This window comes from Xanthomonas sp. LF06-19, from assembly GCF_034105425.1.
In the GTDB taxonomy this organism is placed as follows: Bacteria; Pseudomonadota; Gammaproteobacteria; order Xanthomonadales; family Xanthomonadaceae; genus Xanthomonas_A; species Xanthomonas_A sontii.
Map to the genome: position 1 here is coordinate 197,284 of NZ_JAXGGH010000002.1, position 12,542 is coordinate 209,825.

A 12,542-nucleotide genomic window follows, 5' to 3' on the forward strand; every position below is an offset into this window, starting at 1 on the left:
CATCGCGTCGGCTTGCGCCCGAGCATCAGGCACAAAAAACCCACCGGTTTGTCGGAGGTGGGTACCGCTCTGTGAGGAGTTTCGACGCTCCTTTAGCAACAGTGCAACGCACCGATTGTACTCGTCAATAGCAAATTGTAGACATTTCGCGATCAAGTTATCCCTCTAGCGCGCGCAGCACGTCTGCGGAATACTGGTGCCATTAGATCACCATCGCGCCGCAAACATGTTGCTTGATCGGTGGCGGCGCTCGAACATGCATACGCGGCGGCGGCACCATGCCTAACTTCGATAATTCCCAGAGGGCTTCCAGGAAATCTAAAACTCTGTTATATCTCGACACACAAAAGTAAATTAGCGACCATTCCAAAGGAAATAGATTTTAAATTTCGCTCTTAACTTTACAAATCAACTTCCCCAAAATTTATCATGGATGGAGCAGGCAATGGCAAGCACAGGCAGGTTTTTTGACCCCACGAAGTTTAACAAGAAGCAAGATTCCAGTTCAAAACAATACGAGCGCCAATTAGCCCGCCTCCGCAAAAGCGGAAAGGAAGTTACCTCAATCGAATCAGCGGTACGTGGAGCATACAACAATCTTCAATCTCACTCTAATTCCTTTGTTATCTATGGAGAACCACAAAGTGGGAAGACTGAGATGATGATTTGCTTGACGGCGAAGCTTTTGGATGAAGGATATCAGTTAATAATTCATCTTCTTAATGATAGCGTTGATCTTCTTGGCCAAAATCTAGGACGCTTTAAGACTTCAGGACTTTCACCGGCAGCGAAGAATTTCAGTGAAGTCCTAGATCCCGCCGTAAAAATAAAAGGGCAGAGCCATGTGATATTCTGTAAGAAAAATGGCTCAGATCTTAGAAAGCTGATTGACAAGATCGATGGCGTGAAAAATCCTATCGTCATTGATGACGAAGCAGATTACGCGTCGCCCAACGGTAAAATAAACAAAGGCGAAAAAACCAAGATAAATGAATTGATTACCAATATACTTGGTGATGAAGGCATTTATATAGGCGTCACTGCTACGCCCGCGCGACTAGACCTCAATAATACTTTTTCCAATGACAGCCATGTATGGGTTGATTTCCCAACTCACTCCCGCTACACAGGCCAGGACGTTTTCTTTCCAGAAAGCGGCCCAATCAAGTATCAACGCACGCTCTTGCCAGATGCAGGTGATGATCCAAAATACGTAAGGCAGGCATTATTCAGCTTCCTCGTTAATGCCGCACATTTAAATCTGCACATTAATCACGGCGAGCAAAACTACTCCTTCTTACTGCATACGAGTGGCAAAAAGATTGATCACAAGGGAGATTGGTCTCGAATACATAGTGCCATAGAAGATCTCTCAGATCGAACGAGCCAAAATTTCTCGAAGTACGCCGAAGCGATTTGGACACTTGCAAACGAGCGCTATCCTGATTTTGACCCCGATGAGATCACTACTTACGTTCTTGAGAATGCTCCCCGGCACGCGCTTGTGGTGCTGAACAGTGAGCGAGATTGGAAGAATAACTCTGGCGCGGCGACCGATCCTCAAAGCCTCTTCACTATAATTATTGGCGGGAATATCGTCTCCAGAGGCGTCACACTGAACAATCTTCTCTCGATGTTTTTCACTCGAGATGTTAAACACAAAATTCAACAAGACACATACATTCAGCGCGCAAGAATGTTTGGAAGTCGCGGGGCTTATCTAGAATTCTTTGAACTAACGATGCCTCAATCATTGTATGTTGATTGGCATCGCTGCTTCATGTTTCACAAGTTGGCTCTCAGTGCTATTCGAGAAGGTCAGGGGGCATTGGTATGGATTGGCGATCACCGGATAGCTCCAGCTGCAAGCGCCAGTATTGACCAGTCAACTGTCGATATTGACAGAGCTGAAATGGCATTTGACCTCTTTGATTTCCCTGAGTCTTCCTCCATTGAGTTTGGCGCAGGAAAGGACCGCATGTATGCCCTGGCCGCGCTGGTTGGAGAGAAAAATCTACCTTCGTATCTTGTTCGCTACATCGATAGATCAACAGAAGGCACCCCACAGGCTGTCTACGTTCACCCCCCCATTGATATTAGCGGCTATGCGGATCCAGACGTCGTTGCAAATGTCAGCAGAAGAAGAGGCTTTATCGGCAACCCACAGTTAGCGAAAGGCGGCTCCGCAATTCATCATCTTTTTGTTGTTCATAACGGCTCAAAAGCCAGAATAATTTATAAGTTCAAGGGCAACATTAGCTTCATCAAAAATCTGGCACATGATTCCTGATTACCATCTATATCACGGTGCAGTTCTAGCCAGTCTCGTTAGCGGGACTGGCCATCCCTTAACAATCACATCACCTCAAGCCAGTGGCCGGGCGGCTGAATATATTATCAATAACCATATTGCATTGTATTTGAAGCATGCAACACAGCGACTTCGCCCGTGGCACTTTGGATTCACACCGGACAACATAAAATCAATAACATTACTTAAGGAGAAATATGAGAAAAGCTTCCTCGTTCTAATATGCAGGCAAGATGGATTAATAGCAGTCGACTTACAAACCATCATCAACAATATAGCGCCATCAGGCTCTCTATGGATAAGAGCAGACCGGGGAAAAAGAAAGAAATATCGTCTTTACGGCCCCAAAGGAGAGCTCCCAAAGAAGTATGACTCCAATTTAATAAGCTTAAAAGAGGCTTTAGGTATCAATCCATGACAGTAAACGTTTCTACACTTTCGTAGCGCATCCTCCGCGCCAAAGAACTTGTCTCAGCTGCTATAGGCAAATATCGCTTGGCTGCAGGAATTTCGCGAACAACTTTTCCAATGGCTTTAAATCCAAAGCGGCATGCAATATCAGAAAATATTTTTGAACTAGGCACCTCAACCCCACGCACTACTGAGTCTGCCAGTACCAACACAAGCTTCCCACCTGGCACAACCACTTTCTGTAACTCTTTCAAAATATCTTCCGCATCGTGGGCATATTTATTAACAATTGACTTTTGGCGAATAGGGAGTTTAGAGATACCGGGCACTAGTGCTTCTAAACCTGGGTAATCTGGAGTCCTTTGATGCCGTGTAGACCCCGATTTCTCAGTTCCAATACTGCCAGATCGAATGTTTCGGAGCTCCGGTATCGTGTAGCCAAGCCAAACGAGCGCAAGCTTGTGCCCACGAAGATAATCAATCGCATTCAAATACGGTGGAGATGTTACAACTGCATCAAACTTCTCTTTGACGAGATCCTTCAGATCCCGGCAATCCCCACGTTTGACACAGATTTTTCCATTTGGCTGTTCAACGAGTCTTGCCAAGATCGCCCGTACTGAAGACTCAAATCCAGAGAAAACGTTATAGTCATTCTCTAAACGCATGCGATGGGGGCGACTGTGCGATACATCCCAGGCTAGAGAAGCGCCGACATGCTTCGTTACTATCGTTCTGCTAAGCGCCAAATGAAGCAAATCGCGAATCGATGATGGGGGGGCGAGGCGCGCAATGGCGCCGCTTAGCCTAGCAAGTTGATTCTGTTGTTTTTCAGCGAACCAGTAGTTGATGAACTGCTGTGTCTCGGGGCAAGCCCCAACCTGCGTTAGCCCAATAGGCGTCAATCTACTTCGCTTTGCCATTGCAACCACGTCTGCTGCGACATCTGTAACCGCCAGATGATCAACACGACTAGTCCAAACTCGACTCATCAAAACTGCAAGCGGATCAACATCAATGCCTACAGCATAATGACCTCGATGACCAGCCTGACGCAACACCACGCCTGAACCGCACATTGGATCAAGTATCTTTGCACCTATTGGCAACCTGTCAAGCATCTCCGAAATTGTTTCAGGCGCCATCCGGGCCGGAAATGGATGTATTGGCCGCATTTGTCTTTATCCTTAAGAGAGCTCGGCGCGACTACCAGTCTTACACAGAACCATGTGCACACACACAAAAAATAATCAGCTCAGTCGTCGAATTGATAGTCTTAGCCCTTCATCTTAAAAAAAGAGGGGCCAGTCGGCCCCTCTTTTAATCTCACCTAAGATCAATCGGAACGTCAAACCCCAACCGGATTAGCCTTCTCCGGATCGATCTTGTACTGCTTGATCGCCCGAGCCACATCCTTGCCGGTCATCTTCCCCTCCTTCGCCAACGCCGCAATGGCCGCATGCGCGATGTAGTACCGATCGACCTCGAAGAACCGGCGCAGGTTGGCACGCGTGTCCGAGCGGCCGAAGCCGTCGGTGCCCAGCACGGTGTAGTGCATCGGCACGAAGGCGCGGATCTGGTCGGCGAAGGCGCGCACGTAGTCCGTGGCGGCGATGGCCGGGCCTTGGCGGCCTTCCAGCAGCTGGGTGACGAACGGCTTGCGCTGTTCGCCTTCCGGGTGCAGGCGGTTCCAGCGCTCGGCGTCGAAGCCGTCGCGGCGCAGTTCGTTGAAGCTGGGGCAGGACCAGATGTCGGCGGTGACGCCGAAATCCTTGTCCAGCAGCTCGGCGGCGGCGATGGCTTCGCGCAGGATGGTGCCCGAGCCCAGCAGCTGCACGCGCAGTTCGCCCTTCTTGGGCTTGCCGGCGTCCTTGAGCAGGTACATGCCCTTGATGATGCCGTCTTCCGCGCCCGCCGGCATTTCCGGGTGGGCGTAGTTCTCGTTCATCAGGGTGATGTAGTAGTACTCGTCCACCTGCTCCTGCATCATCCGCTGGATGCCGTACTGCATGACCACGGTGACTTCGTAGCCGAAGGTGGGGTCGTAGCTGCGCACGTTGGGGATGGAGCCGGCGATGACCTGGCTGAAGCCGTCTTCGTGCTGCAGGCCTTCACCGTTGAGCGTGGTGCGGCCGGCGGTGCCGCCGAGCAGGAAGCCGCGGGTGCGCATGTCCGCCGCCTGCCAGGCGATGTCGCCCACGCGCTGGAAGCCGAACATGGAGTAGTAGATGTAGAACGGCAGCATCGGTACGTTGCTGACCGAGTAGCTGGTGCCGGCGGCCAGCCACGAGGAGATCGCGCCCGGCTCGCTGATGCCCTGCTGCAGCACCTGGCCGGACTGGTCCTCGCGGTAGAACATCAGTTGGTCGGCGTCCACCGGCTTGTACTTCTGGCCGAACGGGGCATAGATGCCGATCTGCCGGAACATGCCTTCCATGCCGAAGGTGCGCGCTTCGTCGGCCACGATCGGCACGATGCGCGGTCCCAGTTCCTTGTCGCGCAGGGCGATGTTGAGGCTCTGCACAAAGGCCATGGTGGTGGAGTAGGTGCGCTCGCCGCTGTCCTTGAGCAGGCGCTCGAACTTGTCCAGGCCCGGGGCCGGGATGGACAGGTCGGCCTTGCGGCGGCGCTGCGGCAGGTAGCCACCCATCGCGGCGCGACGCTCCTGCAGGTACTGCACTTCCGGCGAGTCCGGGCCGGGGTGGTAGAACGGCACCTGCTCGGCGTCGGCCAGCTGCTTGTCGCTGAGCGGGATGTTGAAGCGGTCGCGGAACGCGCGCACGGCGTCGTCGTCCAGCTTCTTGGTCTGGTGGGTGGGATTCAGCGCCTCGCCGGCCGAGCCCATGCCGTAGCCCTTGACGGTCTTGGCCAGGATCACGGTGGGCATGCCCTTGGTGTTCACCGCCTGGTGGTAGGCGGCGTAGACCTTGTGCGGATCGTGGCCGCCACGGTTCAGGCGCCAGATGTCGTCGTCGGACAGGCCGGCGACCATGGCTGCGGTCTCCGGGTACTTGCCGAAGAAGTTGGCGCGGGTATAGGCGCCGCCGAAGGCCTTGCAGTTCTGGTACTCGCCGTCGACGGTTTCCATCATCAGCTTCTTGAGGACGCCGTTGGTGTCCTTGGCCAGCAGGGCGTCCCAGTAGCCGCCCCACAGCAGCTTGATGACGTTCCAGCCGCCGCCGCGGAACACGCCTTCCAGCTCCTGGATGATCTTGCCGTTGCCGCGCACCGGGCCGTCCAGGCGCTGCAGGTTGCAGTTGACCACGAAGATGAGGTTGTCCAGGCCTTCGCGGCCGGCCAGGGCGATGGCGCCCAGGGTCTCGGGTTCGTCGCTCTCGCCGTCGCCGATGAAGCACCACACCTTGCGGTCGGACTTCTCGATCAGGCCGCGGTGTTCGAGGTACTTCATGAACTGCGCCTGGTAGATGGCGCTGAGCGGGCCCAGGCCCATCGACACGGTGGGGGTCTGCCAGAAGTCCGGCATCAGCCACGGGTGCGGATAGGAGGAGATGCCCTGCCCGTCCACTTCCATGCGGAAGTTGTTGAGCTGGTCTTCGCTGATGCGGCCTTCCAGGAAGGCGCGGGCGTAGATGCCGGGGGAGCTGTGGCCCTGGATGTACAGCAGGTCGCCGGGGTGCTTGTCCGAGGGCGCGCGCCAGAAGTGGTTGAAGCCCACGTCGTACAGGGTGGCGCTGGAGGCGAAGGAGGCGATGTGGCCGCCCAGGTCGCCCGGCTTACGGTTGGCGCGGACCACGGTGGCCATCGCGTTCCAGCGGATGATCGAGCGGATCTTCCACTCGATGGCCGCGTCGCCCGGGCTCTTGGCCTCGTTGGCGGGGGCGATGGTGTTGACGTACTCGGTGGTCGGCGAGAACGGCAGGTAGGCGCCGGAACGACGGGTCAGCTCGACCATGTCCTCCAGCAGCTGATGCGCACGCTCGGGGCCTGCGACATCGATGACGGCCTTGAGCGATTCGATCCACTCCTGGGTTTCAGTGGGATTCGGATCGTTCTGCAGCACCTCGTTCAACCAGTTCATAACGCTCCCGTAGGTCGCACGCACGCGCGCGATGGCATGTGTTTTCTCGAAGCTTGCAAGTGTAGCGCAACCGCCTCGCAGGACCTCGTACGCCAGCGTATGGAACGGACTGTCACATTGGCCCGGGACACGCGGCGGGACAGTGCGGACAGCCGCTGCGCCGGGCGGCCGCGGCTGCGCTTATGATCGGGCTCCAGGCCCCCGTGGAGCGCCGCCATCGCCCTTGCCTCGTCAGCGCAGGACGCCTCCGCGGTCGCCTGGCGGCACAGCCTGCGCACGCGGCTGCTGTTGTGGGGCAGCCTGCTGCAGGTGGCGCTGCTGCTGGGCCTGGCCCTGCTGTTCTACCTGGGCGCGCGCGAGGTGATGGTGCGCAACGCCCGCGAGGAGGTGGCCGGGCTGACCCAGCAGACCGCGCGCAGCCTGGACGCCACACTGGGTTCGGTGCAGGTGAGCGGGCGCACCCTGGCCGCCGCCGCGAGCGGGCTGGGCCGGCAGCCGTTCAACCTGCGCAACCTGCTGCTGGCCACGCTGCAGGGCGACCCGGACATCGCCGGCGCCTTGCTGGTGATCGAGCCCGGCGCGCTGAAGGACGACGGCCGCGGTTTCGCCTGGCACCTGCGGCGCACCGCTACCGGGGTGCTGGAACAGCCGGTGGAGGCGCTGGGCTTCGACGCGCGCAGCATGCCCTGGTACCAGCGCACCCTGGCCGCGCCGGCGCCGTGGTGGTCCGAGCCGTACAGCGACGCCAGCACCGGCGGCGCCTACCTGACCACCTACAACCTGCCGCTGCGCCTGCCCGGCGATGGGCCGCAGGCGCAGGCGATCGGCATGGTGAGCGTGGACGTGCCGCTGCAGCGGCTGCAGGCCATCGTCGCCGAACTGCCGGCCAACAGCGGGCTGCAGCCGATGCTGCTGTCGCCGGACGGGCTGTTCGTGCTGCATCCGGACCCGGCGCTGCGCTTCCGCCGCACCCTGGAGGCGCACGTAGCGCGGGCGCGGCCGGACCTGTCGCCGCTGGCGCAGGCGGCCGACACCCACACCGCGGTGCGCTTCGAGCACACCGCGCCGGACGGCACCCGCTACCTCACCCAGAGCGCGGCGGTGGGCGACACCGGCTGGACCTTCGCGCTGAGCGTGTCGGAGGACTACATCCTGGCCGGGCTGGACCGCATCGTGCTGTGGGGCGCGCTGGCCGGCGCCGCCGCGCTGGCGCTGTGGCTGTGGCTGCTGCACCGCTACACGGTGCGGCTGGTGCGGCCGATCGAGGACCTGACCGACTCGGCGCTGCACTTCAGCCAGGGCGCGTTCGACTACCCACTGCGGCATGTGCAGCGCGCGGACGAAGTGGGGGTGATGGCGCGCGCCTTCGACAGCGCGCGCGGCTCGATCAAGCGCCAATTGGACGAGATCGCCACGCTGGCGCAGGCGCGGCAGCGCATGCAGAGCGAGCTGTCGATCGCGCGCGACATCCAGCAGGCGATGCTGCCGGGTGGGCGCACCTTCGACAGCGCCCACAAGCACCTGGAAACCTATGCGCTGCTGGAACCGGCAGAGATGGTGGGCGGCGATTTCTACCAGTTCTTCGAGACCGAGCCGGGGCTGCTGTGGTTCGTGGTCGGCGACGTGTCGGACAAGGGCGTGCCGGCGGCACTGTTCATGGCGCGGGCGATGACGGTGCTGGAGATCGCCGCGCGCCGGCACACGCGCCCGGACGCGATCCTGATCGCGGCCTCGCAGCGGCTGGTGGAAGGCAACGAGCCGTGCATGTTCGCCACCGTGCTGTGCGGGCTGATCGACGTGCACAGCGGCGACTACTGGCTGTCCAGCGCCGGCCATGAGCCGCCGCTGCTGCTCGACGCCGACGGCAGTGCGCACCTGCTGCCGCTGGAATCGGGCCCGCCGCTGGGGCTGGAGCCGCAATCGCGCTATCCGGTGGTGCATGGGCGCCTGGCCGCCGGCGCCACCCTGCTCAGCTACACCGACGGCATCACCGAGGCGATGGACGCGCAGGAGCGGCCCTACGGCGAGGCGCGGCTGCTGGCGGCGCTGCAGCCGGGCGCCGACGCGCAGGCGCAGTGCGCCGCGGTGCTGGCCGACGTGCAGGCGTTCACCGCACCGGCACCGCAGTCCGACGACATTACGCTCCTGGCGATCCGGCTGCGCCAGGATCCGGCACGGGAGGCGACGCGATGATGCTGCGATGGCAGATGGAACCGGCAATCGACGCACTGGCGCAATTGAGCGACAGCGTGGAGGCGGCGCTGCTGCGCCACGGCGTGAGCGGCGAGCAGGTCAGCCGCACCCGGCTGATCGTCGAGGAGCTGGCCTGCAACACCCTGGAACACGGCCACCTGCGCCGCGCGCCCTTGCCGGTGGACGTGATCCTGCACCTGCTGCACGACGCGCTGGTGCTGGAGTTCCACGACAGCGGCCCGGCCTTCGACCCGCGCAACGCGCCGGTGCCGGACCTGGACGCGGACATCGCCGAGCGCCCGATCGGCGGCCTCGGCCTGCACCTGGTGCAGCAACTCGCCGATCGCCTTGAGTATCGCCACGACGCCGGCCGTAATGTGGTGCGCATCGTGTTGCTGCAACCTGCCGATCCCCCTCTTCAGGAGTCGCCCGCATGACCACGTTGAGCCTGCAGATCGACCCGGCGCAGGACAAGCGCCAACGCCTCACCCTGAGCGGGCGACTGGACACGCACACCTACCAGGCCCTGGACGAGGCGCTGGCGCCGCTGCTGGCCACGCCGATCACCACGTTGGTGCTGGACCTGTCGCACCTGGACTACATCAGCAGCGCCGGCATCCGCTCGATCTTCAAGGCGCGCAAGGTGCTGGCCGCGCGCGACGGGCGGGTGCTGGTGGTGAACCCGCAACCGCAGATCCGCAAGGTGTTCGACGTGGTCAAGGCGGTGCCGTTGAACGAGATCTTCACCTCGGTGCAGGAACTGGACGAGTACCTGGACGAGATGCAGCGGCGGGTGCTTGCCGATGGCGCAATGCGTCGGGACTGAAGTCCCTCCCACAGTGCACCCGACGAGCGCGTCGCAAGACTCCTTTTTTGACGCACGTCGACTGCCATGCCGCCGCGATGCGCGACGTGGCGTGCTTGCCGATGGCGCAATGCGTCGGGACTGAAGTCCCTCCCACGGTGCACCCGGCGAGCGCGCTGCAAGGCGCTCTTTTGACGCACGTCGACTGGCATGCGGCCGCGATGCGCGACGCGGCGCGCCTTCCGATGGCGCAATGCGTCGGGACTGAAGTCCCTCCCACAGTGCGCCCGGCGAGCGCGCTGCAAGGCGCTCTTTTGACGCACGTCGACTGCCATGCCGCCGCGATGCGCGACGCGGCGTGCCTGCCGATGGCGCAACGCGTCGGGACTGAAGTCCCTCCCACAGTGCACCCAGCGAGCGCGCTGCAAGACCCTCTTTCGACACAAGTCGGCTGTCATGCAGCCGCGATGCGCGAAGCGGCGCGCGTTCCGATGGCGCAATGCGTCGGGACTGAAGTCCCTCCCACAGTGCACCCAGCGAGCGCGCTGCAAGGCGCTCTTTTGACGCACGTCGACTGCCATGCAGCCGCGATGCGCGAAGCGGCGTGCATTCTGATGGCGCAACGCGTCGGGACTGAAGTCCCTCCCACAGTGCACCCGGCAAGCTCGCTGCAAGACTCTCTTTTGACACAAGTCGGCTGTCATGTAACTGCGACGCGCGACGCGGCGTGCGTTCCGATGGTGCAGTGCGTCGGGACTGAAGTCCCTCCCACAGTGCACCCGGCGAGCGCGCCGCAAGACCCTCTGTCGACACAAGCGGCCCAGGCCGCGAACGGAGTTGCCGTACAGCGCGTCATGGCTAAGCCACTTCCACAGGGATGGACTGGGCATCTCTTGTGGGAGGGACTTCAGTCCCGACGAGGGAGGGTGTCAGTCGGCTTCCGGCTTCCCTTTTCGCGACTGCATGACCAGCTGACTCTCAAAAGGGCCACGGCTGGCCGATGCAACTTGGACAGCGCATCCCCGCGGAACTCCCAAGCACACCGAATGCACGCGCAGGACGCAAACGCGCGCTGCCGTCCTGACTGAACCAATCCCACCGCGCTCCCGCGCCCGGCCTGCCAAGCGCTTGCCGGCCACACTGCTTCGATATATCTTTTCCACACCAGATTCGACATATCGAAATGCCACGACCCCACGCCCCCGGCCCGCATCCCGCGCACCGCCTGTTCGACGAGGACCGGGCCGGCCGCGGCCGTGGCGCACGCGGCCCCCGCCCGCTCGGCCACGGCGACCTGCGGCTGTTGCTGCTGGCGATGATCGAGACCCAGCCGCGCCACGGCTACGAGCTGATCCGCGCGGTCGCCGAGCTGTTCCATGGCCTGTACACGCCCAGCGCCGGCACGGTCTACCCCACCCTGGCGCAGTTGGAAGCGCAGGGCCTGGTACATGCCGATGCCGACGCCACCCGCAAGCGCTATGCGATCACCGAAGCCGGCCAGGCCTTCGTGCGCACCGAGCGCGCGCAGGTGGACGCGGCGCTGCAGCGCACCCAGCACAGCGCGCGTGCGCTGGTGCGCGCCAACGTGCCGGCGCCGGTGCGCGAGGCGATGCGCCGCATCAAGCACGGCCTGCTGGCGCGGCACGGGCGCTGGGACCCGGACGAGATCGAGCGCGTCGCCGCGCTGTTGCATGCCGCCGCCGACGGCATGGATGGCAACACACCCTGATTCCCCTTCCAGCCAGCACGCGGACATTAGCGCTTTCGGCGTCCGCGTCGCCTGCCAACCCTCTCCCCCACTTCCGAGGATTCCCATGGCGACCCACGAACACCGCCTGCTGCGCCACCCGCTGCGCCTGCGTCATCTGCAAGTGCTGCGCACGCAACCGCTGACCCCGCACATGCGCCGCATCGTCGTCGGCGGCCCCGAGCTGGACGGCTTCGTCAGCGCCGGGCCGGACGACCACGTCAAGCTGTTCTTCCCCAACCCCGAAGGCGCGTTCGTGCTGCCGACGATGACCGAGCACGGCCCGGTGTATCCGGCCGACGCGCTGCCCTCGCCCGCCCGCGACTACACCCCGCGCCACTATGATGCCGACGCGCAGGAACTGACCCTGGACTTCGTGCTGCACGGCGACGGCCCGGCCTGCCGCTGGGCGGCACAGGCCGACCCGGGCGATGCGCTGGTGGTCGGCGGGCCGCGCGGCTCGTTCGTGGCCGCCGACGATTTCGATGCCTATGTGCTGATCGGCGACGAGACCGCGCTGCCGGCGATCGGCCGCTGGCTGGAGACCCTGCCGGCCAACGCGGAAGTCGACGCGCTGATCGAGATCCCCGGCTACGCCGACCGGCAGGCGCTGGACTGCGACGCCGAGCTGCGCATCACCTGGCTGGAACGCAACGGCGTGGACGCGCGCAGCAGCCAGTTGCTGGAAGGCGCCCTGCGCGACTTCGACCCGCCCGAGGGCGACGCGTTCTACTGGATCGCCTGCGAATCGGCACGCGCGCGGATGATGCGCAAGTTCGTCGAAGGCCACCTGGGCGTGCCCAAGGAGTGGATCCGCGCGACGGGGTATTGGAAGGCGGGCGGGGACGCGGCCGAAGACTGAAAGCCGCGTCGAAGAAAGCAAAAAGCACGCGCAATATGGCCGGCACGGAATACACGGCAATCCGGCGCAATAGTCCCTCTCCCACCGGGAGAGGGGTTGGGGTGAGGGTAAGGACGCGCCTGGCGCTTCGGGCGCATGCGGGGCTTCGCCAAGAACCATCGCGGTAAGGCCATC

9 protein-coding genes are annotated in these 12,542 nt (G+C 61.6%); 7 read left to right on the top strand and 2 right to left on the bottom strand.

The genetic code is table 11. The features are described 5' to 3' along the window. The first annotated feature begins 445 nt into the window (after window positions 1–445). Together SLW55_RS04875 and SLW55_RS04880 are read left to right on the top strand one after the other, a co-directional pair. A complete protein-coding gene (locus SLW55_RS04875) occupies window positions 446–2,290 on the top strand; it encodes a Z1 domain-containing protein (protein ID WP_320744744.1) in 1,845 nt (614 codons plus the stop codon). Continuing rightward, entirely contained in the window at window positions 2,280–2,729 is a 450-nt protein-coding gene (locus SLW55_RS04880; protein WP_320744746.1) for a hypothetical protein, read from the top strand. The genes SLW55_RS04875 and SLW55_RS04880 overlap by 11 nt, the downstream gene beginning before the upstream one ends. On the opposite strand, the gene SLW55_RS04885 is transcribed toward SLW55_RS04880, so the two are convergent. Further along, window positions 2,719–3,843 (bottom strand): hypothetical protein, encoded by a 1,125-nt coding sequence (locus SLW55_RS04885; RefSeq protein ID WP_320744747.1) that lies wholly within the window; start codon window positions 3,841–3,843, stop codon window positions 2,719–2,721. The two genes, SLW55_RS04880 and SLW55_RS04885, sit on opposite strands and share 11 nt — an antisense overlap. 227 nt (window positions 3,844–4,070) lie before the next feature. Then, window positions 4,071–6,761 carry a pyruvate dehydrogenase (acetyl-transferring), homodimeric type gene (gene aceE, locus SLW55_RS04890; protein WP_017915609.1) on the bottom strand — a complete coding sequence of 897 codons (2,691 nt, stop codon included), beginning with the start codon at window positions 6,759–6,761 and terminating at the stop codon, window positions 4,071–4,073. A 216-nt stretch (window positions 6,762–6,977) separates the two neighbouring features. Here aceE and SLW55_RS04895 point away from each other — a divergent pair, with 216 nt between their 5' ends. From SLW55_RS04895 to SLW55_RS04915, 5 genes are all read left to right on the top strand, one after another. Beyond that, window positions 6,978–8,954 carry a SpoIIE family protein phosphatase gene (locus tag SLW55_RS04895; protein WP_320744881.1) on the top strand — a complete coding sequence of 659 codons (1,977 nt, stop codon included), beginning with the start codon at window positions 6,978–6,980 and terminating at the stop codon, window positions 8,952–8,954. After that, a complete protein-coding gene (locus SLW55_RS04900; RefSeq protein ID WP_320744748.1) occupies window positions 8,951–9,391 on the top strand; it encodes an ATP-binding protein in 441 nt (146 codons plus the stop codon). Before SLW55_RS04895 ends, SLW55_RS04900 begins: the two co-directional genes overlap by 4 nt. Beyond that, a complete protein-coding gene (locus SLW55_RS04905) occupies window positions 9,388–9,780 on the top strand; it encodes an STAS domain-containing protein (RefSeq protein WP_017910037.1) in 393 nt (130 codons plus the stop codon). Before SLW55_RS04900 ends, SLW55_RS04905 begins: the two co-directional genes overlap by 4 nt. Window positions 9,781–10,942: 1,162 nt before the next feature. Then, the gene (locus SLW55_RS04910; protein WP_320744750.1) at window positions 10,943–11,488 is read left to right on the top strand and encodes a PadR family transcriptional regulator; all 546 of its coding nucleotides are present in this window, start codon (window positions 10,943–10,945) and stop codon (window positions 11,486–11,488) included. 85 nt (window positions 11,489–11,573) lie between these two features. Then, window positions 11,574–12,368, top strand: coding sequence for a siderophore-interacting protein (locus SLW55_RS04915; protein ID WP_320744752.1), 795 nt, complete (start codon window positions 11,574–11,576; stop codon window positions 12,366–12,368). Window positions 12,369–12,542: the final 174 nt, after the last annotated feature.